At 47.8% G+C, this 23,810-nt stretch carries 18 protein-coding genes; 16 read left to right on the plus strand and 2 right to left on the minus strand.

What is annotated here, in order from left to right:
- Positions 1-95 precede the first annotated feature (95 nt).
- The 5 genes from QFZ51_RS08200 (at position 96) to QFZ51_RS08220 (ending at position 5,785) form a co-directional block, all read left to right on the plus strand.
- Positions 96-1,388: a thiamine pyrophosphate-dependent enzyme gene (locus QFZ51_RS08200; RefSeq protein WP_429044949.1), complete on the plus strand. Its 1,293-nt coding sequence runs from the start codon at positions 96-98 to the stop codon at positions 1,386-1,388.
- The gene (locus QFZ51_RS08205) at positions 1,342-2,856 is read left to right on the plus strand and encodes a thiamine pyrophosphate-dependent enzyme (RefSeq protein WP_429044951.1); all 1,515 of its coding nucleotides are present in this window, start codon (positions 1,342-1,344) and stop codon (positions 2,854-2,856) included. Before QFZ51_RS08200 ends, QFZ51_RS08205 begins: the two co-directional genes overlap by 47 nt.
- A gap of 96 nt (positions 2,857-2,952) precedes the next feature.
- Complete coding sequence (locus QFZ51_RS08210) at positions 2,953-3,843, plus strand: biotin/lipoyl-containing protein (protein WP_429044952.1); 891 nt, start codon at positions 2,953-2,955, stop codon at positions 3,841-3,843.
- The gene (sucB, locus tag QFZ51_RS08215) at positions 3,806-4,531 is read left to right on the plus strand and encodes a dihydrolipoyllysine-residue succinyltransferase (RefSeq protein WP_429044954.1); all 726 of its coding nucleotides are present in this window, start codon (positions 3,806-3,808) and stop codon (positions 4,529-4,531) included. Before QFZ51_RS08210 ends, sucB begins: the two co-directional genes overlap by 38 nt.
- A 96-nt stretch (positions 4,532-4,627) precedes the next feature.
- A complete protein-coding gene (locus QFZ51_RS08220) occupies positions 4,628-5,785 on the plus strand; it encodes an Fmu (Sun) domain-containing protein (RefSeq protein ID WP_429044955.1) in 1,158 nt (385 codons plus the stop codon).
- 63 nt (positions 5,786-5,848) lie between these two features.
- Here the strand turns inward: QFZ51_RS08220 and mnmA are convergent, their stop codons facing one another.
- Positions 5,849-6,955, minus strand: a complete 1,107-nt coding sequence (gene mnmA, locus QFZ51_RS08225) for a tRNA 2-thiouridine(34) synthase MnmA (RefSeq protein WP_429044957.1) — start codon at positions 6,953-6,955, stop codon at positions 5,849-5,851.
- A gap of 210 nt (positions 6,956-7,165) precedes the next feature.
- Here mnmA and QFZ51_RS08230 point away from each other — a divergent pair, with 210 nt between their 5' ends.
- Genes QFZ51_RS08230 through QFZ51_RS08250 form a run of 5 tightly spaced genes read left to right on the plus strand, consistent with a single transcriptional unit; the run spans position 7,166 to position 13,048 of the window.
- Positions 7,166-8,659, plus strand: a complete 1,494-nt coding sequence (locus QFZ51_RS08230) for a tagaturonate reductase (protein ID WP_429044959.1) — start codon at positions 7,166-7,168, stop codon at positions 8,657-8,659.
- 7 nt (positions 8,660-8,666) lie between these two features.
- On the plus strand, positions 8,667-10,061 hold the full coding sequence (gene uxaC / locus QFZ51_RS08235) for a glucuronate isomerase (RefSeq protein WP_429044960.1): 1,395 nt from the start codon (positions 8,667-8,669) through the stop codon (positions 10,059-10,061).
- Positions 10,061-11,059, plus strand: a complete 999-nt coding sequence (locus QFZ51_RS08240; RefSeq protein WP_429044962.1) for a PfkB family carbohydrate kinase — start codon at positions 10,061-10,063, stop codon at positions 11,057-11,059. The genes uxaC and QFZ51_RS08240 overlap by 1 nt, the downstream gene beginning before the upstream one ends.
- Before the next feature lie 3 nt (positions 11,060-11,062).
- Positions 11,063-11,725, plus strand: a complete 663-nt coding sequence (locus tag QFZ51_RS08245; RefSeq protein ID WP_429044964.1) for a bifunctional 4-hydroxy-2-oxoglutarate aldolase/2-dehydro-3-deoxy-phosphogluconate aldolase — start codon at positions 11,063-11,065, stop codon at positions 11,723-11,725.
- A 33-nt stretch (positions 11,726-11,758) separates the two neighbouring features.
- Positions 11,759-13,048, plus strand: a complete 1,290-nt coding sequence (locus tag QFZ51_RS08250; protein WP_429044966.1) for an MFS transporter — start codon at positions 11,759-11,761, stop codon at positions 13,046-13,048.
- 296 nt (positions 13,049-13,344) lie between these two features.
- Here QFZ51_RS08250 and QFZ51_RS08255 read toward each other — a convergent pair whose 3' ends face one another.
- Positions 13,345-14,991, minus strand: a complete 1,647-nt coding sequence (locus QFZ51_RS08255) for a UxaA family hydrolase (protein ID WP_429044968.1) — start codon at positions 14,989-14,991, stop codon at positions 13,345-13,347.
- 464 nt (positions 14,992-15,455) lie between these two features.
- Between QFZ51_RS08255 and QFZ51_RS08260 the strand changes: the two genes are divergently transcribed.
- The 6 genes from QFZ51_RS08260 (at position 15,456) to QFZ51_RS08285 (ending at position 23,797) form a co-directional block, all read left to right on the plus strand.
- Positions 15,456-17,411, plus strand: a complete 1,956-nt coding sequence (locus QFZ51_RS08260) for a heparinase II/III domain-containing protein (RefSeq protein ID WP_429044970.1) — start codon at positions 15,456-15,458, stop codon at positions 17,409-17,411.
- Positions 17,412-17,597: 186 nt separating this feature from the next.
- Positions 17,598-18,440, plus strand: a complete 843-nt coding sequence (gene kduI / locus QFZ51_RS08265; RefSeq protein ID WP_429044972.1) for a 5-dehydro-4-deoxy-D-glucuronate isomerase — start codon at positions 17,598-17,600, stop codon at positions 18,438-18,440.
- Positions 18,441-18,462: 22 nt separating this feature from the next.
- Positions 18,463-20,685 carry a DUF4861 family protein gene (locus tag QFZ51_RS08270; protein ID WP_429044973.1) on the plus strand — a complete coding sequence of 741 codons (2,223 nt, stop codon included), beginning with the start codon at positions 18,463-18,465 and terminating at the stop codon, positions 20,683-20,685.
- 51 nt (positions 20,686-20,736) lie between these two features.
- Positions 20,737-21,498, plus strand: a complete 762-nt coding sequence (locus QFZ51_RS08275) for an SDR family oxidoreductase (protein ID WP_370909437.1) — start codon at positions 20,737-20,739, stop codon at positions 21,496-21,498.
- A gap of 31 nt (positions 21,499-21,529) precedes the next feature.
- Positions 21,530-22,582: a LacI family DNA-binding transcriptional regulator gene (locus tag QFZ51_RS08280; RefSeq protein WP_429044975.1), complete on the plus strand. Its 1,053-nt coding sequence runs from the start codon at positions 21,530-21,532 to the stop codon at positions 22,580-22,582.
- Between the two features lie 21 nt (positions 22,583-22,603).
- Positions 22,604-23,797 (plus strand): glucuronyl hydrolase, encoded by a 1,194-nt coding sequence (locus tag QFZ51_RS08285; protein WP_429044977.1) that lies wholly within the window; start codon positions 22,604-22,606, stop codon positions 23,795-23,797.
- The last annotated feature ends 13 nt before the right edge of the window (positions 23,798-23,810 follow it).

Consider the following 23,810-nt stretch of genomic DNA (forward strand, 5'->3'; position numbering starts at 1 on the left):
TATCGAAAAACGAGCGATATTTGCAATCCCATATATTAATATATTGGGATCAACAGAAAAGTATTTGAACTGAAGATCAGCAAAACTCGTTGTAAATGAAGGACTTCTCATTCGTCACTAACTCACATCCTGCTTACATTGAATCGTTATACCAGGATTTCCGCAAAGATCCCAACTCTGTAGACCCGGATTGGGTTAAATTTTTCGAAGGATTTGATTTTGCAGTATCCAACGTAAACGGCAAGGCGGCAACAACAGCGCCGGTGGCAGGGGGCAGCACTTCGTTGCCTGTGAACGACGACCAGCTGGCGAAAGAACTGGGCGTGTACCGCCTGATACAGGCGTATCGCAAAAAAGGCCATTTAATTGCTAAAACCAACCCCATCCGTGAAAGAAAAGACCGCAAGGCCAACCTGGACCTCGCCAGTTTCGGATTAGGGGACGCTGATCTTAAAACAGAATTTTACGCCGGAACCACCATTGGCGTGGGTAAAACCACCCTGGAGAAGATCGTTGCCTACCTGCAGCAGATCTACGCCGGTTCCGTAGGACTTCAATACACTTACATCAACGACCGCGATAAAGCGAAGTGGATGGAGAAAGAGTTTGAGTCGATCATGCTGCAACCGTTGTCGCTGGAACAGCGCAAACGCATCCTGCAGAAGCTCAACCAGGGCGTTATTTTTGAAAAGTTTCTTCACACAAAATATATCGGACAGAAGCGTTTTGGCCTGGAAGGAGGAGAATCCACCATTCCGGCGCTGGATGCGATCATTAACGTAGCCGCAGAATATGGCGTACAGGAATCCGTGATAGGAATGGCCCACCGTGGCCGTTTAAACGTACTGGCCAATATCCTGGGTAAAACCTACGAACAGATCTTTAATGAATTTGAAGGCCTCGCCGTACCGGATATGACCATGGGTAGCGGCGACGTGAAATATCACCTCGGCTTCCGCTCACAGGTAACCACTCCCGGCGGCAAACCCGTTAACCTGCAACTGATGCCCAACCCTTCCCACCTGGAAGTGGTGGACCCGATCGTTGTGGGGTTTGCACGCAGTAAAGCAGACGTGATCTACAACAGCGATTACGACAAAATACTCCCTATCCTCATTCATGGCGACGCTGCCGTTGCCGGCCAGGGGATTGTGTATGAAGTGGAACAAATGAGCAAACTGAAAGGATACTACGTAGGTGGTTCCATTCACTTTGTAATCAATAACCAGATCGGCTTTACCACCGATTTTGATGATGCCCGCTCGTCAGACTACTGTACCAGCGTTGCATCTATTGTACAGGCTCCAGTATTCCATGTAAAACGGCGACGATGCAGAAGCAGTGGTGAAAGTATCCCAGCTCGCTGCCCGCTACCGCCAGGAATTTAACGAAGATGTGTTCATCGACATGGTTTGCTACCGCAAACATGGCCACAACGAAGGCGATGAGCCTAAGTTTACACAGCCGAGCCTCTACGCCCTGATTGAAAAACACGCGAATCCGCGGGAAGTATATACCCAGTTCCTCCTGAACAACGGAGAATCTGAAGCACAGGCGCTGGCCAAAGAAATGGAAAAAGGCTTCTGGGACGATTTACAGGCCCGCCTGGATGATGTAAAACAACATCCGCTGCCTTATGTAAGCCAGAAACCGGAGCAGTGGTGGCAGGCGCTGCGCAAAGCCACCCCGCAAGACTTTGAGGCTTCCCCGGTAACCGCTATTAAAGAAGAAGATTTTAAACGGCTGTTCGACGGCCTTATGAAATGGCCTGAAAGCTTTGTGCCACTGCGTAAAGTGAGCAAACTGCTGCAGGACAAAATAAAACTCTACCAGGAAGAAGGCAAGGTGGACTGGGCAACCGGTGAACTGCTGGCATATGCCAGCCTCCTGATCGAAGGAAAAGACGTAAGAATGAGCGGGGAAGACGTAAAACGTGGTACATTTTCCCACCGTCATGCGGTGTTGTTTGATGAAAATACCAATGAAACGTATAGCCGTCTCAGTCATTTCCAGGAAAACCAGGGTAAATTCAGAATTTATAACTCGTTATTGAGCGAATATGGGGTATTAGGCTTTGAATATGGCTATGCCATGGCTAATCCTAATAACCTGGTATTATGGGAAGCACAGTACGGCGACTTTGTAAACGGTGCGCAAACAGTGATTGATCAGTACATCAGCAGTGCAGAACAGAAATGGACTACACAGAATGGCCTGGTAATGCTGCTGCCTCATGGTTATGAAGGCGGCGGACCGGATCACTCCAATGCCCGCCCGGAACGCTTCTTACAACAATGCGCAGAAGAAAATATGGTGATCACCAATATTACTACTGCTGCCAACTTCTTCCATGCGTTACGCCGCCAGTTAACCTGGCAGTTCCGCAAACCACTCATCAACTTCTCTCCAAAAGCGAATCTGCGTCACGTGGGCGCTTATTCCGCCATGCAGGAATTTACACAGGGTGGCTTTAAGGAAGTACTGGATGATCCGTTTATCGACGACGCCGCTGTAGTGAAGAAAGTATTACTGTGCTCCGGTAAAATGTATTTTGATCTGAGTGACAAACAGGCGAAAGACGATCGCAAAGATGTAGCGATTGTTCGCCTGGAACAACTGTATCCGCTGCCGGTTAAACAACTGGAAGCCATCGCGCAGAAGTATAAAGGAGCTACCTTCTTCTGGGTACAGGAAGAACCACTGAACATGGGCGCTGCAGCATTCCTGCAAATGAACCTGAAACAGATCAATTATGGTGTTATCAGCCGCAACCCGAGCGCTTCCACAGCAACCGGTTATGCGAAAGTTCATGCCCGTGAGCAGCAACAGATCATTGACACGGCTTTTAACATCTAAAGAAATTCAAAGTATAAACAGAATAACGGGGTTTTACGTTAAGCTAAGGGCTAACCGCTAAATGCAAAACCTGGTATCACCATCAACTGATTAAATATGGTTATCGAAATCAAAGTCCCTACGGTAGGAGAATCTATTAGCGAGGTAACAATTGCAAAGTGGTTGAAAAAAGACGGAGATTATGTTCAGCAGGACGAGGTATTGTGTGAAATGGAATCTGAGAAAGCCACCTTCGAACTGAATGCAGAAAAGGCGGGCGTTCTCAAAATTGCCGCCGCAGCTCAGGAAGGAGCTACTTTGAAGATTGGTGATGTAGCCTGTAGCATCGATACAGACGCCGCTGCACCAGCAACCGGCGCCGCACCGGCAGCTGAACCCGCTGCACCAGCAGCAGCAGCTCCTGCACCTGCTCCGGCAGAAGCCGCACCGGCAGCACCTGCAGCAAATAAAGGGACGATTGAAATGAAAGTGCCTACAGTAGGAGAATCTATTAGTGAAGTAACACTGGTAAAGTGGCTGAAGAATAATGGTGATTATGTAGAGCGTGATGAAGTGGTATGTGAACTGGAATCAGAAAAAGCCACCTTCGAACTGAATGCAGAAGAAGCCGGCGCACTGATTACCGTAGCCAAAGAAGGCGATACGTTAAAAATAGGCGACGTTGCCTGTAAAATTGATACCAGTGTTGGCAGACCGGCAGGCAAAGCCGCACCGGCAGCCGCTCCCGCCGCACAACCCGCCAAAGCTGCTCCACAACCGCAACAGGCGCCTGTTACCAGCATCCCGAATGATGTGAAAGCATCCCCGGTAGCTGCCGCAGTGATTGCCGATAAACATGTGGATCCTTCCAGCATCAAAGGCTCCGGCGCTCATGGCAAGATCATGAAAGACGACGTATATGCCGCCCTGCAAAATCCAGGCGTGGCAATAGGTCAGGAAATGTTTACCCGTGCCGAACGCCGCGGAAAAAATGAGCAACCTGCGTAAAACCGTTTCCCGCCGCCTGGTGGAAGCGAAAAATACAACGGCCATGCTAACTACCTTCAACGAGGTAGATATGACAGAAATTATGGCGCTGCGTGCTAAGTATAAAGAAGTATTCAAAAAGCAGCATGAGGTAAACCTCGGCTTTATGAGCTTCTTTACCAAAGCATGCTGCTTCGCTTTACAGGAATTCCCTTCTGTAAATGCTTATATCGACGGAGAAGAACTGGTGTACCACGACTACTGCGATATCTCTATCGCGGTATCGGCTCCGAAAGGACTGGTAGTACCGGTGATCCGCAATGCAGAAAGCCTGGATATGGCAGGTATTGAAAAAGCAGTAGTGGAACTGGCTACCAAAGCCCGCGACAACAAACTGACCATGCCTGAAATGACCGGTGGTACTTTCACCATCACCAACGGTGGTGTTTTCGGTTCCCTGATGAGCACACCTATCATCAATATCCCGCAATCCGCTATCCTGGGTATGCACAAAATCCAGGACCGCCCCATGGCCATCAACGGCCAGGTGGTGATCCGCCCGATGATGTATCTGGCGCTGAGCTACGACCACCGTATTATCGATGGCCGCGAATCAGTGAGCTTCCTTGTAAGAGTAAAAGAAATGCTGGAAAATCCTGAACAATTGCTGTTCGGTAAAGATCCGCTGAAAGCATTGCTGAAACTCTAGTTTCAGCTGAGAAAATAAAATAAAATCCGGTCTGTTATCAGGCCGGATTTTTTTGTGCGATCACCACCGCGTCAATATTAGCCCTTATCTTCGCGTATGACCCGTTGGGAAAATTATTTAGCATCCGCAGAAAAAATTATCGGCGCCTACCAGGGCAGCCTGCCATTACACCATTTCCTGAAATCTTTTTTCAAGGAACATCCCTACATGGGAGGCCGCGACCGGCGCTGGATTTCACAGCTGGTATATCATTACTTCCGCCTCGGAAGCTGGGGTAAAAGCCTTTCTGTAAGCGAACGGATCATTACCGGCGCGTTTCTTTGCGAAACCACACCGAATGATTTCCTGGCAGCGATCCGCCCTGCCTGGAACCAGCAGATCACATCGCCGCTGACTGATAAAGCAGCGCTGCTGCCTGTTCCTTTAACTCCTGATACACTTTTTCCGTTTCTGCCCGACCTGTCGGACGGAATAGATGCTAACGCATACGCCTATACTGTCTTAAAGCAGCCGCGGTTATTTATCCGCGTGCGCAATAATAAGCTCGATAAAGTATTGTCATTATTGGATAAGGCAGCCATTCCGTATGAACTGTTTCCCAATAATACTACCCTGGCATTGCCCAACGGCACTAAAATAGAAGTAGTGGTACCGGAAAAAAGCTGGTACGAGGTGCAGGACGCTTCCAGTCAGCAGACCGGTGAATTATTCCATCCGCAGAAGCAGCAGCGTTGGTGGGACTGCTGTGCTGCCAGCGGTGGTAAATCCATCTTGCTGAAAGACCAGCAGCCCGGTGTACAATTACTGGTATCTGATGTGAGAAGATCTATCCTGGAAAATCTGCAGCAACGTTTTGCGATAGCAGGGGTCAAGCATTTTGAAGCACGTGTGGCAGATCTTACAGCAGAAAACTTTCCTGCTTCTATGGGAAGTCAGCAGTTTGATGGCATCATCCTGGATGCGCCCTGCAGCGGCTCCGGTACCTGGGGCCGTACCCCGGAAAGCATCTCCTTCTTTAAAAAAGAGGAGATCGGGAAATACCAGCAGTTACAGAAAAAGATTGCTCATAATGTAGCGCCATTTGTAAAAAAAGGAGGCTCGCTGATCTATATCACCTGCTCTGTTTTTAAACAGGAGAATGAAGAAGTGGTGAAATATATAGAAGAGATCAGTGATCTGCGGAAGCAGGAAGGAGGCGTAATTGCCGGATACGACAAGGGCGCGGATACCATGTATGCAGTAAGATTGTCTTAGTTTTTGAAGATAAAAAAAGGGTGGGAAGATTTGTCTTCCCACCCTTTTTTATGAAATTAATTTTTACAAAACCGGCATCGTCCGCTGGATAATTCCTCCGCCAACTACATCGTCGCCTTCATAAAAAACAGCCGACTGGCCCGGGGCTATGCCTTTCACACTTTCGTAGAAGCTTACTTTTACCTGTCCGTTTTCATTGTACAGGTTACTCAGCGCGCCTTTATCTTTATAGCGGATCTTGGTAACCGCTTCCATGCCATCTGGAATGGTATCGTATTTACCCATGTTAATGCCGCTTACAAACATTTCGCTTCTCTGTAATTCATCTTCATTACCTAACACCACGGTGTTGGTTTCGGGAATAATCTCCGTTACAAAAACAGGACGTCCGAGGGCGATATCAAGCCCTTTACGCTGCCCAACGGTATAGAAGGGGTAACCCTTGTGATGGCCAACGATCGTGCCGTCTGCCAGCACAAAATTGCCGCCGTTTACTCTTTCTTCCAGTCCGGCTACTTTTCTTTTCAGAAAACCGCGGTAGTCGTTATCCGGCACAAAGCATATCTCATAGCTTTCTGCTTTTTTAGCCAGTTCGGGATAACCGAAATCAAAGGCCATCTGGCGTATTTGTGTTTTACGGTATTTGCCTAAAGGAAGAATTGTGCGGGCCAGTACATCCTGTTGAATGCCCCACAGCACATAGCTTTGGTCCTTGGTTTCATCCAGGCCTTTGCTGATTACATAGCGGCCATTGTCGTGCTGACGGATCTGGCCATAGTGACCAGTCGCAATAAACTCACAATCCATTGCGTCTGCACGTTTCATCAGTGCGCGCCATTTTATATGGGTATTGCACAGTACGCACGGGTTAGGCGTACGTCCTGCGATATATTCCTCGACAAAATTATTCACTACAAAATCACCAAATTCATCACGGATGTCCAGCACAAAGTGTGGGAAGCCGTGATGCACCGCTGCCGCGCGGGCGTCGTTAAAAGAATCCAGGTTACAGCAGCCGGTTTCCTTTTTACTGGAACCAGCAGATGCATAATCCCAGGTTTTCATGGTGATGCCCACCACGTCATACCCCTGTTCATGCAGCATCAGCGCTGTAACAGTGCTGTCAATACCACCACTCATGGCTACCAGCACTTTACCATGCTTGCTCATTTATAAAAGTTTAGAGCAACAAAATTACTTAAATTTAAGCCAACGGCCATCTGTGCTTTATTGATCCTGACAATGGCGGGATTGATTCTAATTATATCCCTGGTATAATTTTAACAAGTTTTGGCGATTATTTTCCGAAACACTATAAATTGTTAGTTGTGAATTATATATTTATTAGTTTTAGCCACCTTTTAGCATAAATTAGTCGCAATGCTACCTATATTAAACAAAGAGCTTATATTTAAAAACCAGGATTCCGGCGTTCATGAAAAAACATTCACCTTCCCGGAAAAGATCCTTCAATTCGGTACCGGCGTGCTTTTACGCGGTTTAGTAGACTACCTTGTAGATAAAGCCAACCGCCAGGGAATTTACGAAGGAAGGATTGTGGTAGTGAAATCGACCGATGGCGATACCATTGATTTTTCCAGTCAGGATAGCCTGTTTACCACCCATATCAAAGGTGTTTCCCAGGGAGAACTGGTAGATCAGGTGCTGATCAACGCCGCTATTAGCCGGGTTTTGCAATCGAATGCAGAATGGCAGGAAATATTAGCTGCGGTTCATCAGCCCGCTTTACAAACAATTATCTCCAATACCACAGAAGTAGGAATCCAATATGTTCCGGAAAAAATAGCAGACGGCGTACCAGCCTCCTTCCCGGGCAAATTGCTGGCGGTGCTGTGGGAGCGGTTTACCTTTTTTAAAGGTAGCGCCAATACCGGCTTCGTCATTGTACCCACGGAACTGGTGGTAGACAATGGCCGCCTTTTAAAAGATATTGTATTGCAATTGGCCGCCTATAATGAACTGCCGCCGGCATTTATCACGTGGATCCAGCAGGATAATCAATTCTGCAATTCCCTGGTCGACAGGATCGTTCCCGGTAAACCCCGTAACCTGGCGGAAATTGAACAAAAGGCCGGGTACACCGATAAATTATGGATAGAAGTAGAACCCTATCTGTTGTGGGCCATAGAAGGGAATGAACGTACCCGTTCCGTATTATCTTTTTATAAGGCAGATGAAAGAATGTTGATTGAGCCCAGCATCACCCCGTTCCGTGAACAGAAGCTCCGGTTACTGAACGGTAGTCATACCGCGGCAGTGCCATTGGCTTTCCTGTCGGGCCTCAACACCGTATACGAGTGCATGCAGGACGATTATATGAGTCATTTCTTCAAAGAAGTCGTGCTCCGGGAAATACTGCCTACCATTGAAGAGGCTTGTCCTACGGCCGCCGCGTTTGCACCGGAAGTGCTCGATCGTTTTGCCAATCCGTTTATTGCGCATAAGCTCATCAGCATCACGTTCCAGGAAAGTTCCAAGATGAATGCGCGCAACGTGCGCACACTGGTACGTTACTACGAAAAATACAAAGCGCTCCCGCCTCATCTGTGCCTGGGCTTCGCCGCCATGCTGCTGTTCCTGCAGCCGGCGAGGGAAGAAGCCGGTAAATATTACGGCAGCAGGAACGGGGAGGAATATGTCATTACCGATGATAACGCCACGGTTTTTGCCGCCTGGTGGCGTGATCACACCAATATAAGCGATATGGTAACCGGGATCTGCAGTGATAAACGTTTATGGGAAACAGATCTGTCGGCCATTCCCGGTTTTGCTGAACAGGTGGCCGGGATCTTAAAAATGCTGAAAAGCAACGGCGTGAAAGCATTTATTCAATCGCAGCTGCTCAAAAATTAATCATGTTATGAAGGAATTTCTGTCTGAAGATTTTTTATTAAAAACGGAAACGGCTAAACGATTATATTTTGATTACGCCGCGTCCATGCCGGTGATAGATTATCATAACCACCTGCCACCGGACGAAATAGCAGGGAATAAAACATTTGCCAACCTGTATGCCATCTGGCTGAAAGGAGACCATTATAAATGGCGGGCCATGCGTGCCAATGGCGTACCGGAAGAGTTTATTACCGGCCCCGCCGACGACTATACGAAATTTCGCCATTGGGCAGCTACTACGCCGTATACCATGCGGAATCCGTTGTATCATTGGTCGCACATGGAATTAAAGAATCCTTTTGGTGTAACGGACCTGCTTAATGAAAAAACGGCGGAGAAGATATACCACGACTGTAATGCACAATTACCCCGGTTATCCACACAAACACTCCTGCAACATTATAAAGTAGACACGCTGTGCACAACCGACGACCCGGTAGATTCGCTGGAACACCACCGTGCTATTGCCAATAAGCCTTTCGGCACACGGGTGCTGCCTACCTTCCGCCCCGACAGGGCCATGGCAGTGGACAATCCCGGGGTGTTCAACCGTTTTATTAACGAGCTGGCGGCAGTTACCAATAAAGAAATCACCAGGTTCGATGATCTCATAGAAGCATTACATAGCCGGCATACCTATTTTCATGAAGCCGGCTGCCGCCTGAGTGATCATGGCATCAGCACCTTTTATTTTTCACCGGCTACCGGAAAGGAACTGGACACTATTTTCAATAATACCCGAGACCATCGCGCAGCAACGCCTTACGAGAATGCACAGTTTAAAACGGCGATCCTGCTGGCTGTTTGCGAGTGGAACCACGAACGGGAATGGACACAACAGTTTCACGTAGGCGCTATCCGTAATAATAATTCCCGCCTGCTGCAACGGGTAGGGGCAGATGCAGGTGTGGATTCTATCGGCGACTGGCGCGTTGCGGAAGCCATGAGCGCATTTTTAGATGCACTGGATAAGAAAGATAAGTTAACAAAGACAGTAGTGTATAACCTCAACCCTTCTTACAACGAAGTTTTTGCGACTATGGCAGGCAACTTCCAGGATGGCACCGTTGCCGGTAAAATCCAGTATGGTTCCGGGTGGTGGTTTCTGGATCAGAAAGACGGTATGGAAAAGCAGATGAACGTATTAAGCAACATGGGCCTGCTGAGCCGGTTTGTAGGAATGCTAACCGATTCCAGAAGTTTTCTGTCTTATTCCCGCCATGAATATTTTCGCCGTATTTTGTGTAACCTGATCGGCAACGATGTGGAGCAGGGAGAGCTGCCAAATGATATTGCCTGGTTAGGGAAAATGGTACAGGATATATGTTACTATAACGCAAAAGCATATTTTGGATTCTAATGAAGCCGGTAAAAGTTATCACATTCGGAGAAATATTATTACGCTTGTCGCCGCAGCTGGCACAAAATACTGCCGCCATTTACGTAGGCGGTGCGGAAGCCAACGTTGCCGCTGCATTGGCCAACTGGGGCACAGAAGTGGCCTATATCAGCAAAGTGCCTGAAAACGGCCTGTCGAAAGACGTGCTGGAGCAACTGAGTAACCGCGGTATCCATACCGACAGGGTATTGTGGGGCGGCGCGCGCATTGGTATTTATTACCTGGCACAGGGCAGCGACCTTAAACATGCAGAAGTGGTGTACGACAGGGCATGGTCGTCTTTCAGCCAGATAGCCCCCGGCACGGTTGATTGGGACAGTTTGCTTGGTGATGCCGAATGGTTTCACTGGAGCGCTATTACGCCCGCCTTAAACCCCGATGCAGCCGCAGTTTGCAAGGAAGTATTGGAAGCGGCTACCCGGAAGGGGTTGATCATTTCCACGGATCTTAACTACCGCAGCAAGCTATGGCAGTATGGGAAAAAGCCGGTGGATGTGATGCCGGAGCTGGTGCAGTACTGTGATGTAATCATGGGCAACATCTGGGCAGCCAATAACATGCTGGATACCGTACTGGATACAGCTGCGCTGGAAGCCAATAGCAAGGACACCTACCTGCAACAGGCAGAAAAGGTAGCAGCAGAAATCACTGCTACGTATAAGCGTTGCAAGCGGGTGGCGTTCACTTTCCGTTTCAGCAATGCTCCTACTCATAATTTGTACTACGCTTTTTACTATAACGAAGGACAGATGAGTATTTCCCGTGAATATGATACCAATGACGTGGTGGATCGCGTAGGTAGCGGAGACTGCTTCATGGCCGGGTTAATACATGCACAGCTGCAGGGACTGGACGATCAGCAGATCATTTCCTTTGCCGCCGCTGCCGCGTATTCCAAATTTTTTGTGATGGGAGATTTTAATACTACCTCTGAGAAAGAAATAATAAAACTGATATAGCATATGGCACCAAGTCCTGATACAATTATAGCAGCATTTGAGCAAAGCGGGATTATTCCGGTTTTTTATCATGATGATGAAAATGTTTGCCTGGAAGTACTGCAAGCCTGTTATGATGGCGGCTTACGGGTATTTGAATTTACCAGCAGGGGAGAAAATGCACGAAAGAACTTTGCTACCCTGCGCGACAGGAAACTGGCTGCCATGCCGGATTTGTACCTGGGTATCGGAACTATTAAAAACGCATCAGATGCCGCAGTATATACCGGTATGGGCGCCGACTTTATCGTTTGTCCCGTAACCGATCCGGAAACGGCTACATATTGCAGTGCTGAAAGCATTACCTGGATTCCCGGCTGTATGACGCCTACCGAAATTGCTGTTGCCGAAAAGAATGGCGCCCGGCTGGTGAAGCTGTTTCCGGGTAATGTACTCGGACCGGGCTATGTAAATTCCATTAAGCCGCTGTTCCCGCAACTGAAGTTTATGCCTACAGGCGGTGTAGAACCTACTCGTATTAGTATGGATGCCTGGTTTGATGCCGGCGTGGTATGCGTGGGAATGGGGTCTAATTTGCTGTCTAAGTCCCTGATTGAAAGTAAGGACTGGGGCGCGCTGAAAGATAAAATAGTGCAAACGTTTGCATTTCTCAGGGCTAAGAAGTAACTTATGCACTTTATAAATTCCAAATAAACCGTAATGAATTCCACAACTTTAGGTAAGTATCGCTGGAGGGTATGTGCACTTTTATTTGTTGCTACAACCATTAATTATATAGACAGACAGATATTAGGATTGCTTAAAACTGATTTATCAGCCGAGTTTAACTGGTCGGAAACGGCGTACAGCAACCTGGTAATGGCATTTTCCGCTTCCTACGCGATTGGCTTGCTTTTCTTTGGCGCATTGGTAGATAAGATAGGTTCCAAACTGGGATACGCGGTATCTATTGTGGTATGGAGCCTGTCGGCGATGGCACATGGACTGGTGCGTTCCACGCTGGGTTTTGGTGTGGTAAGATCTATCCTGGGTGTGAGTGAAGCGGGTAACTTCCCTGCGGCTATTAAAGCCACCGCGGAATGGTTTCCAAAAAAGGAGCGGGCACTGGCTACAGGCATTTTTAACTCAGGTTCCAATATTGCGGCTGTTATAGGACCGGCTATGGTATACTGGCTGGCCAGCAATCATGGCTGGAGAAATGCTTTTGTATGGACCGGCGCCATCGGTTTTATCTGGTTGATATTCTGGTGGATCTATTATGAAATTCCTGCCCGTCACAAGAAATTATCCAAAGCAGAATTTGATCATATCCATTCCGACCAGGAAGTGGAAGAACTGAAACCCAAACCCATTAAATGGAGTAAACTCCTGGGTATCAGGCAAACATGGGCTTTCATATTTGGAAAACTACTGACAGACCCCGTATGGTGGTTTTTCCTGTTCTGGTTACCAGGTTACCTGGAATCTATTTTCCATGTAAATATGAAAGAAACGCTGGGTCTGCCGGTAATCATCATCTATTCCATTACCAGCTTTGGCAGCATCGGTGGCGGATGGTTATCTTCCCACCTGATCAAATCCGGTTGGCCGGTTTTCAAAGCCCGTAAAGTGTCTATGTTGATCTTTGCGCTTTGTGTATTGCCTATTATGCTTATACAGTATTCCAATAATGTATGGTTCGCTATTGCATTGATCAGCCTGGCTACCGCAGCACACCAGGCATGGTCCGCCACTATATTCACCACTGCATCTGATATGTTCCCTAAACGGGCGGTAAGTTCTGTAGTGGGTATCGGTGGTATGGCCGGATCTATTGGCGGTACGCTGTTTCCCATGCTGATCGGCGCTATGCTGGATCATTATAAATTAATCGGCAACATTGGTATTGGCTACAATATCCTATTCACCATTTGCGCTTTAGCCTACCTGGTAGCCTGGACCGTAATGCACTTCTTTGCCCCTAAAATGGAGGCGGTTAACCTGAACTAAGCGGATTTTGTCTTACTCAGGATTACACTGATTAAGCTGATTACTTTGATTTTGTCTTTTTGATTTTATTTTGATTTATAAGATTTAATAAGAGTAAGAAAGAATTGTAAATTCCTTTAAATAGAAAACGTCCGGGCAGATGTCCGGACGTTTGTTTTTATTCTTATGAGTATCAAAAATTATTCGCTTAGTATCTCTCTTAATTCACAAATCAAAAGTAAAATCAAAATAAAATCAAAAAGACAAAATCAAAGTAATCAGCTTAATCAGCGTAATCCTGAGTAAGACAACCTTCGCTACAAAGAAACTCCCCGTTTCCATGGAATAAAATCGTCCTGGTTAAGCTGCTCGGCCTTTGTATGCACTTCGCCGCTGGCGGTACGGATAACGTATTCCAGGATTTCTTCTCCCATGCCGGCAATGGTTTGTTCGCCGCTGATGATAGTACCGGTGTTGATGTCGATGATATCTTTCATGCGGGTGGCCAGTTTGGTATTGGTGGCCAGTTTTACTACCGGTGCAATCGGGTTGCCGGTAGGCGTGCCGAGGCCCGTGGTAAACAACACCACGTTAGCGCCGGAACCAACTTCTGCTGAAGTGGATTCAACATCGTTACCAGGCGTGCAAAGCAGGTTCAGACCGGGTTTGGTGACATATTCTGTATAATCCAGTACGTCTGTAACCGGGGAGGTGCCGCCTTTTTTAGCTGCCCCGGCAGATTTGATGGCATCTGTAACGAGGCCGTCTTTGATATTTCCCGGAGAAGGGTTCATATAAAAACCGGAACCCACTGACTGGGCCTGGTTTTCATATATGCGCATAATGCGGATGAATTTATCGGAAATTTCTTCTGTCTGGCAGCGGTTAATCAGTTCCTGTTCCACGCCGCAGAGTTCAGGGAATTCAGAAAGAATGGAAGTGCCGCCCAGCGCTACCAGGAGGTCGGAGGTATGACCTACGGCCGGGTTAGCCGAAATGCCGGAAAATCCGTCAGAGCCCCCGCATTCGAGTCCGATGACCAGTTTGGAGAGCGGGCTTGGCTTGCGGGTCAGCTTATTGGCTTCCACCAGCGCCAGGAACGTGTCTTTGATGGCGGCAGACAGCATCGCAAATTCGGAAGCACTTTTCTGCTGTTCGTATACCAATACCGGCTTGTTAAAGGCCGGGTTGAGCTTTTTCAGTGATTCCTGGAGGATAGATACCTGCGCATGTTGGCATCCCAGGCTAAGAATAGTGGCTCCGGCAACATTGGAGTGATGAATATAACCGGCCAGCAGGGCACATAAAGCGTCTGAGTCCTGGCGGGTTCCTCCGCAGCCTCCCTCATGGGTGAGGAATTTGATACCGTCAATATTCGGGAAAACTACGTTACGTTTACTCGTTTCCGTTAGTGCGCCTGCCTCGTAGTTTTTAATGGCTTCCAGGTCACCGCTTTTGTAAAGCGAAACCAGGTCTGTTACCTGTTCGTTGTATACTTCGGCAGGAGAAAAACCAAGACCCTTTTCGAAGGCAGTTTTAATTACACTTACATTCCTGTTTTCACAAAAAACCAATGGAATTACCAGCCAGTAATTACGGGTGCCTACCTGGCCATCGGCCCGGTGGTAGCCCATAAAGGTGCGGGTTTTCCATTTACTCACATCGGGCGCCTGCCATTCCAGGGAGCTGTCTTTTTCATGAAATGCGTTGGCATCATGGATCACATTTTCCGTGGTAATGGTTTCTCCCCTCCTGATGCTTTTGCTGGCTTTGCCCACCAGCACGCCATACATCGTGATGGGATCCCCTTCACGGATATCATTTACCAGGAATTTATGTTTAGCAGAAATATTTTGTTGCAGTTGAATGTTATGTCCGTTAAATGAGATATCGGTTCCTACCGGTATATCCTGTAAGGCTACCAGCACATTATCGTCAGGATGAATTTGTAAATAAGCGTTCATAGGAGCTAAAGTAGTAAATAACTGCTCCGGCTGGTGATAGTAAAATGTTAATCCATGATAAGATTTTGACTATTTGATTATACCGCTGGAACACCTTATGGGAGCAGGTCAGGAATGAATTATAAATTGTTAATCGGCTATCAGTAGGATTTCACCGGCCGGATAGGAGCAGGTAGTTATCCGGTAATGTTTATGCAAACGTTTGTAATTCTGGTATATTTTGATATTTTTGATTCACCGGCGCGGGTTTCCGGCGATGAAACTAGTAAATTCCATGGGAGAAGAGGTAATATTTTTAAAGATGCCGGTATGGGCACTATTTACCGGAGGCGGCACGATTCCGTTTGAAAGTAAGCACCAGGTGAACAATGAATGACAGTATTGTAACAAATACATGACAGTGCCTCTCCACACCTTAGCCTATAATTCCGTCCTGCTTATATCTTATTAAAAATAAATGTCAAATGCACGTTAAAAAACTGGTATGCACGGTATTGCTCTTTTCAGGTATTAGTATAGGCGGCAACGTTGGTGCCCAGGATGCTGGTAAAACAAGAAATTATTTGTACGAAGAATACAGGCAGAAAGGTAGTGATGCTGCATTTAAAAATATTGTGCAATGGAGGCAGCAACGATATAAATCCATCGTGGAACAAATTGCCGGCCTGCCGGCCGCCAGCAGGGCCATATTGCTGAAGGAAGCGGATAAAAATTTATCGTTCAGCTGGCCTTCATTGCCGGCTACTTTATACCTGCAATACCGTGATAATGGCAACCGCGTAAATTTTGAAAATGCACAGTTTGAACGCCGGAAGGTATTAGCGGCATTAGTGGCAGGAGAACTGGTGGAGGGGAAAGGAAAGTATATACCGCAAATCGTAAATGGTTTATGGCTGATCCTGGAAGAAAGCACCTGGGTATTGCCGGCACATATCGGGGCACAGAAAGCAGGCAGCGATCTGCCGGACCCTGAAGAGCCGGTGGTAGACCTGTTTGCAGGGGAAACTGCCGCCACACTGAGCTGGGCACAGTTCCTGCTGCACGATCAGCTGGATAAATTTTCCCCGGTAGTAAATAAGCGGATCACCTATGAACTACAACACCGCATTGTGGAGCCTTACCTGAAACGGACCGATTTCTGGTGGATGGGATGGGCCGGCCGCAGCGTGAATAACTGGAATATCTGGATCAATACCAATGTTTTACAAACTGCGTTACTGGGTATAAATGAAACGGATATACGAAATAAAGTAATTGAGAAAACGATCCGCAGCGCGGATAATTTCGTGAACGGCTATCCGGAGGATGGCGGCTGCGATGAAGGACCTACCTATTGGGGACATGCAGGAGGTAAACTCATTGAATTTATCGATTTGCTGAACAGTGCTTCTGCACACCAGCTGAGCTGGAGCAACAATGAACTGATTCACCGCATTGGGGCCTACATTTATAAAATGCATGTGGACAGCAGCCGGTTTGTGAATTTTGCAGATGCTTCTGCCAGCACCATTCCGCCCGCACATACGGTGTATTTATTCGGAGCAGCCTTTCATGATCCATTGCTGGTCAACTTCGCCGCTTATCTCTCAAGGCTGGAGAGCCCCGACACCAACAGGGTGAAGACGCCTTCCCTGGCTTTCTTTGTGTATAACGTGGAACTTCGCAACGCCCTGTTATCTGCTAAAGCAGCAGCCCCTTATACCGCTGAAAACTGGCTCCCGGATTTGCAGGTATTGTCCCTTCGCTCAGAAGCCGGCGTATCCAAAGGCTTGTTCTTTGCCGCACAGGGCGGACATAATGCAGAAAGCCATAATCACAACGACGTGGGGAATTTTGTGCTGTACATGGATGGGAAACCCGCCATTATTGATGTGGGCGTAGGCACTTATACAAAGCAAACATTCAGTGCCGACCGCTATAAGCTATGGTTTATGCAATCGCAATGGCATAACTGTCCTACTATCAACGGTGTTCAGCAACGCGATGGCCGGCAGTTCCAGGCTACTGCTGTGCAATACAGCCGTAACAAGCTGAGTATGGACATTGCCGCGGCGTATCCCGAGGCAGCTATGGTGCAATCCTGGAAGCGCACCTTTACATTCAACCCCGCCAAAACTTCACTGCAGTTATCAGAAACATACCAGTTGAAAGATTGGAAGGAGCCCTTCCTGCTGCATTTTATGACCAGCCTGGATGCCGATATCCATACGCCAGGGAGGATTTTACTGAAAGGCAGCACAGCTGACCTGTTACTGACCTACGATCCTACCTTATTTGAAGCAACTGCGGAACAACAGGAAATAAAAGACGGCCGCTTATCACCGGTGTGGGGCGAGTATGTAACACGCATCAGCCTGAAGGCCCGGAAGCAGGCGTTAACCGGCAAACACTCGGTGGAGTTCGTGATGCGCCGTAAATAAAGGAATTTGGCCATCCTGTGAAGGCATTTTTTTAAATAAATGCTTGATTTTTGCAAACGTTTGCATTACTTTAGAGTTTTCGCCTGATTAGCAAAAATTATCCGGAAAGATAATGATGTAAATTGCCGGTAAGCTGAAGAAGAACCATCAGCTACTGTTTCAAATAAATAAAAACATGCAGACTATATGAGCACCACGTTCGAATCAAGATATGCCAGCAGTCCGGCTGAAGTAAAGCAAATGGACACTGCACAACTCAGGCAGGCATTTTTAATGGAGAAAATCTTCGACGCCGACCACATTGCCTGGACCCACACACATTATGACCGCTACCTCACAGGCGGCGCCATGCCCGTAAAAGGACCGGTAACACTGGACACCATTGACCTGCTGAAAGCAACCTATTTCCTGGAAAGAAGAGAACTGGGCATGATCAACGTAGGTGGTGATGGCATAGTGGAAGTAGACGGTGAGAAATTTGAACTGGCGTATAAAGAAGCATTATACATCGGCAAAGGAAAACAACAGGTGATCTTCTCCAGTAAAAACGCAGCAACACCCGCTAAATTTTACCTCAACTCCACACCAGCGCATCATAGCTACCCAACCCGTAAAGTGTCTAAAAAAGAAGCGGAAGTGGTAACACTGGGCACATTGGAAACTGCCAATCACCGCACCATCAATAAACTGCTGGTGAACAGCGTGCTGGAAACCTGCCAGCTGCAAATGGGCATGACAGAGCTGCAACCAGGCAGCGTATGGAACACCATGCCGGCGCATACGCACGACAGAAGAATGGAAGTATATTTTTACTTTGAAATACCGGAAGGCCAGTCTGTATGCCACTTCATGGGACAGCCACAGGAAAGCCGGCATATCTGGATGCAGAATGAACAGGCGGTTATTTCCCCACCCTGGTCCATTCACTCCGGCGCCGGCACCAGCAACTATACTTTTATATGGGGTATGGCCGGTGAAAACCTCGACTACAGTGATATGGATCATTGCAAGATCACGGAACTACGTTAATGAACTGATAATAGCTGCTATCATGATGATGAAAAAAATTATCGCAGGAAGCTTGCTGGGCTTGTCTTTCCTGCATGCCGGCTTACCGGTGCATGCTGCGGAACCCGTTACCAGCCTGCATGCCACGGCTTTCACGGATGCCTATACCGCAGCTGCGGTAAGGGCGCAAATGGAAAAAGTGGCTTCCTGGCAATGGCGCCATATAGCTGAAAATGGCTGGAACCACGCGCCTACCGACTGGACCAATGGCGCAATGTACGCCGGTATGATGTCGCTGGCCCAGGTAACATCCAATCCCTTTTTTGTGGACCGCCTGGTACAGGTAGGGAAAGACAACAACTGGAACACCGGGCCCGATCGTTTCTTCGCAGATGAATATTGCGTAGGTCAGCTCTATTCACAATTGAATAGTGTCTATAAAGATCCGGTAATGACCGATAAGTTCCGTAAGCTGGCAGATAGCATTGTGGCAGCGCCGCATACAGAATCACTCGAATGGAAAAATGGTGTTCACCACCGCGAATGGGCCTGGTGTGATGCCTTATTCATGGGCCCCCCGGCATTGGCATATTTAAGCACGGCCACCGGTGATCCGCGTTACCTGGCCACCGCAGATAAGCTATGGTGGAAAACAACAGACTACCTGTATAATAAACAGGACAGCCTTTATTACCGCGATGGCAGCTATATCGGAAAAAAAGAAAAGAACGGGACCAATGTATACTGGAGCCGTGGCAACGGTTGGGTAATGGGCGGCCTGGTTCGTATGCTGGATAATATGCCCGCCGGCTACGCCGGAAAGGCACGTTTCCAGGAGTTGTATAAACAAATGGCTTACCGCATAAAAGCCCTGCAAACAGCCGATGGTACCTGGCACGCCAGCTTACTGGACCCTGAAAGCTACCCAGCAAAGGAAACAAGCGGCACCGGCTTTTACGTATATGCGTTGATGTGGGGAGTGAATAGTGGTCTTTTACCGGAGAAGGAATTTTTACCGGTGATACAAAAGGGATGGGAAGCGCTTACCGGCTGCGTGCACCCGGATGGTAAGCTGGGATTTGTGCAGGAAATAGGCGCTGCACCCGGAAAAGCAACCGCCAATGATACCGAAGTATATGGCGTAGGTGCGTTCCTGTTAGCAGGCTCGGAACTGATCAAATATGATCTCCGGAAAAGTGCTGCTGCCCAGGTAATCATCTCCAATAACACTGGTATCAACAGGATAGAAGAAGTGACAGAAATTCCTTACCCCGCTTTCAGTGCAAAATTATCCAAACAAACGCTGAAAGGTTTTAAGATAGTGGACGTATTGAGCGGACAGGAAATTCCTTATCAACTGATTTATGAAGGCGGTAAATCGCCAAAGAAGATATTGGTACAGGTAACACTGCCCGCTGCTGCAAGTTTGTATGCGCGGGTAGTGGAAGGCGCCCCTGCGCCCGTAAAGGCAAAGGCATACGGCCGTTATGTGCCGGAGCGTAAAGATGATTACGCCTGGGAAAACGACCGCATGGCCTATCGCATGTATGGCAAGGCGCTTGAAAAAGTACCAAAAGAAATGGCCTATGGTATTGATGTATGGGCCAAGCGTACAACCGATATGGTGATTGACACCTGGTATAAACTGGACAACTATCACCACGATAACGGGCAGGGACTGGACTATTACAGCGTGGGCTTAACACTTGGCGCAGGTGACACAGCGCCATCCGGACAGGATACCATCTATTTCCCAAAAAACTACCGGCAGTCGAAAACCCTCGACAATGGTCCGTTGCGCACCACTTTCTCCCTCACCTACGATACCTGGCAGGCAGGCAACACCGCCGTTACCGTTACTAAAACCATCTCCCTGGATGCAGGTTCCCAGCTCAATAAAATGCAGGTACAATACAGCTTCAAAGGGAATGACATCCCCGTGGTAACAGGTATTGTAAAACGCAAAGAGCCCGGCACCGTATTGCTGGATGAGAAAACAGGCGTAATGGGTTATTGGGAGCCCGCTCATGGCGACGATGGCACGCTGGGCATAGGTTGTGTTTTTGCACGGGAAGTACCCGGAATGAAAACGGATCATGTACATTTGCTGAGTCCCGGAACAGCAGGGAGCCAGCAGCCATATGAGTACTATTTCGGGGCAGCATGGAGCAAAGGTGGCAGGATCACTTCTGCCGAAGAGTGGTTCGCTTATCTCGAAACATTCGCCCGGAAGATTAAACAACCCTTACAGGTAACGATTCAATAACTTTTCCGGCAGGCCACCACTGGCCCGCCGGAAAACTCCAACTTATTCATCATGGACTTATTTCAGTTAAAAGGAAAAACTGCGCTGGTTACCGGCTGCAAACGTGGCATAGGAAAAGCAATGGCAGTGGCACTGGCTACCGCAGGTGCAGATATTATCGGGGTTTCAGCCTCCCTGGAGCTGGAGGGCAGCGAAGTGGAAAAAGAAGTAAAAGCATTGGGCCGTAGTTTTAAGGCCTATCAATCCGACTTTTCCAACCGGACCAGCCTTTATGCCTTTATTAAACAACTGGAACAGGACGTTCCGGTAATAGATATTCTCGTCAATAACGCCGGCACTATTCTCCGTAAACCCGCCGCAGAGCACCCGGACGAGTACTGGGACGAAGTGATTAACATCAACCTGAACGCCCAATTTATCCTGACCCGCGAAATAGGAAAAGGAATGATTGCCCGTGGAAGCGGAAAAGTTATCTTTACAGCGTCTTTGCTCACCTTCCAGGGTGGTATTAACGTACCGGGATATGCAGCCAGTAAAGGAGCCGTAGGCTCACTGGTAAAGGCATTTGCCAATGAATGGGCTTCAAAAGGTGTAAACGTGAATGCCATTGCGCCGGGTTATATTGCCACGGATAATACGGCAGCCCTCAGGGCAGATCAGCAACGCAGCAGCGCTATACTGGACCGCATTCCGGCCGGCAGATGGGGTGAACCGGAAGATTTTGCCGGACCAGCAATATTCCTTGCCTCAAAAGCGGCTGATTACATACATGGTACAATCCTTACAGTGGATGGTGGCTGGATGGGAAGATAACAGGACATATTACAGCTAATAGCCTCTATACATGAGCAAACGTACCGAAAAAACAATTGTGGATATTGCTGAAGAGCTGAAGCTCTCCGTATCCACTGTTTCACGCGCCCTGAATGATAATCCTAACATCAGCGCACGTACGAAAGATAAGGTAAAGAAGATGGCCCGTAAACTCGGCTATCGTCCCAACGCCTTAGCCGCCGGGTTACGCAACAACAAAAGCAAAACCATCGGGCTTATTGTTCCGCGTATCTCTATGTTCTTTCCAGCTACCATCAGCACCATCATTCAAAACAAGCTGCAGGAACATGGATATAACCTGATCATCTGCCAATCCAACGATTCCTACGAACAGGAAATAGCACTGGTAAATACGCTGTATTCCGCCAGGGTAGATGGATTGGTGGTATCTACCACTTTATATACCACCGACTTTTCCCATTTCGATGTATTCAAGGACAACAAAATTCCGCTGATATTTTTTGACAGGGTACCGAAGGATTACAATGTAAAGGTAATTAAGGGAGATGATTACCTGGGAGGTTATACCGCCACTAACCACCTGATAGAAAAAGGCTGTAAAGATATTGTTCACATTTCCGGGCCGCTCAGCTGTAACCTTTATGTGGAAAGGGTAGCAGGGTATAAGAATGCATTACAGGAATCAAAACTGCCGTTTAAAAAAACGCGTGTATTTTATCACGAACTCACCCGCGATAACGCCTGGCAAACCTGTGAAAAAATATTCTCGCAACCTCCATTCCCCGATGGCGTTTTTGCATCTAACGATACAACAGCCATTACCATCATGCAGTATTGCCGGAAAATAAATGTAAGGGTGCCGGAAGACCTGAAAATAGTAGGGTATTCCAATGATCCCCGTACAGAAATCGTAACGCCGGCTGTTACCAGTGTAGACCAGTACCCGGCCATGATGGGGGAACGTGTGGTAGCCGCTCTCATGGAACTGATCAGTACCGCACCTTCCACTGTATCACGTTATTCACAGGAAATAATACCTATTCAACTGATAGCCCGCGAATCTTCTGCTGGTACAGCAAAGAGCAGTGGAAAAAAGAAATGATCATACTATAATCACGTTATTATGAAGAAGAACCTGTTCTTTACGGTATTGTTATTGCCGGCATTTATGATGCAATCGTATGCGCAGGCGGGTAAAGTAGATAAAGCCCTACTCGCAAAAGCAGATGCCACCCTGCAATTCGCCGCCAGGCAGTACAAGCTGATGATGACGCATGTACCCGATAGTTTGCTGCCACGCAGCACCAGCAAAGATGGCAGTTTGATGACATCTAACTCCGGCTGGTGGACCTCCGGTTTTTATCCCGGTACCAACTGGTACCTTTTTGAATATACCAAAGATCCGGCCTTTAAAAACGAAGCCCTGAAGAGAATGGCGCTGGTACAAAAAGAACAGTACAATACCCACACACATGACCTGGGCTTTATGATGTATTGCCCCTTTGGCAATGCCCTCCGCATCACAAAAGATACCGCTTACAAATCCATTTTGCTCACCAGCGCAAAGTCATTGTCCACCCGCTTTAACCCAACCGTAGGTTGTATTAAATCATGGGATCACGGCGCATGGAAGTTCCCGGTGATCATTGATAACATGATGAACCTCGAACTGCTGAACTGGGCTACCCGCGAAAGCGGCGACAAAAAGTTTGCAGAAATCGCCCGCATACACGCTAACACTACGATGAAGAACCATTTCCGCCCGGACTACAGCTCTTACCACGTAGTGGATTACGATCCCGCTACCGGTGCGGTAAATGAACGTAAAACACATCAGGGACTGGCCGACAGTTCTGCCTGGGCACGCGGACAAGCATGGGGACTATATGGCTATACCCTTATGTACCGCGATACAAAAGATAAAGCCTACCTGGAGCAGGCCCGTCATATCGCAAACTTTATCCTGGATAACCCGCATATGCCGGCCGATCTCGTGCCTTACTGGGACTACGACGCACCGGATATTCCCAACGCACTGCGTGATGTATCTGCTGCTTCAGTAGCTGCATCAGCCTTGCTGGAGCTAAGCCGTTTCACCAATAAAGCCGATGGCAAACGTTACTGGAATGCAGCAGAAAAAATGCTGGCAAGCCTTTGCAGCCCGGCATACCTGGCGAAGGAAGGAGAAAACAATGATTTTATACTGATGCATAGCGTAGGCCACCTGCCTAATAAATCGGAAGTGGATGTACCGCTCACTTATGCTGATTATTACTTTATAGAAGCATTACTCCGGTATAAACAATGGGCAAAATAATGCCGTAAATTTA

Source organism: Chitinophaga sp. W3I9, assembly GCF_050434025.1.
Taxonomy (GTDB): domain Bacteria; phylum Bacteroidota; class Bacteroidia; order Chitinophagales; family Chitinophagaceae; genus Chitinophaga.

Excerpts from the sequence above, each read along its gene's own strand:
- kduI (WP_429044972.1), top strand. The coding sequence starts at position 17,598 with ATGAGCACCACGTTCGAATCAAGATATGCCAGCAGTCCGGCTGAAGTA.
- QFZ51_RS08275 (WP_370909437.1), top strand. The coding sequence starts at position 20,737 with ATGGACTTATTTCAGTTAAAAGGAAAAACTGCGCTGGTTACCGGCTGC.
- QFZ51_RS08230 (WP_429044959.1), top strand. The coding sequence starts at position 7,166 with ATGCTACCTATATTAAACAAAGAGCTTATATTTAAAAACCAGGATTCC.
- QFZ51_RS08220 (WP_429044955.1), top strand. The coding sequence starts at position 4,628 with ATGACCCGTTGGGAAAATTATTTAGCATCCGCAGAAAAAATTATCGGC.
- QFZ51_RS08245 (WP_429044964.1), top strand. The coding sequence starts at position 11,063 with ATGGCACCAAGTCCTGATACAATTATAGCAGCATTTGAGCAAAGCGGG.
- QFZ51_RS08285 (WP_429044977.1), top strand. The coding sequence starts at position 22,604 with ATGAAGAAGAACCTGTTCTTTACGGTATTGTTATTGCCGGCATTTATG.
- QFZ51_RS08280 (WP_429044975.1), top strand. The coding sequence starts at position 21,530 with ATGAGCAAACGTACCGAAAAAACAATTGTGGATATTGCTGAAGAGCTG.
- QFZ51_RS08255 (WP_429044968.1), bottom strand. The coding sequence starts at position 14,991 with ATGAACGCTTATTTACAAATTCATCCTGACGATAATGTGCTGGTAGCC.
- QFZ51_RS08260 (WP_429044970.1), top strand. The coding sequence starts at position 15,456 with ATGCACGTTAAAAAACTGGTATGCACGGTATTGCTCTTTTCAGGTATT.
- mnmA (WP_429044957.1), bottom strand. The coding sequence starts at position 6,955 with ATGAGCAAGCATGGTAAAGTGCTGGTAGCCATGAGTGGTGGTATTGAC.
- QFZ51_RS08200 (WP_429044949.1), top strand. The coding sequence starts at position 96 with ATGAAGGACTTCTCATTCGTCACTAACTCACATCCTGCTTACATTGAA.
- uxaC (WP_429044960.1), top strand. The coding sequence starts at position 8,667 with ATGAAGGAATTTCTGTCTGAAGATTTTTTATTAAAAACGGAAACGGCT.
- QFZ51_RS08240 (WP_429044962.1), top strand. The coding sequence starts at position 10,061 with ATGAAGCCGGTAAAAGTTATCACATTCGGAGAAATATTATTACGCTTG.
- QFZ51_RS08250 (WP_429044966.1), top strand. The coding sequence starts at position 11,759 with ATGAATTCCACAACTTTAGGTAAGTATCGCTGGAGGGTATGTGCACTT.
- QFZ51_RS08270 (WP_429044973.1), top strand. The coding sequence starts at position 18,463 with ATGATGATGAAAAAAATTATCGCAGGAAGCTTGCTGGGCTTGTCTTTC.
- QFZ51_RS08210 (WP_429044952.1), top strand. The coding sequence starts at position 2,953 with ATGGTTATCGAAATCAAAGTCCCTACGGTAGGAGAATCTATTAGCGAG.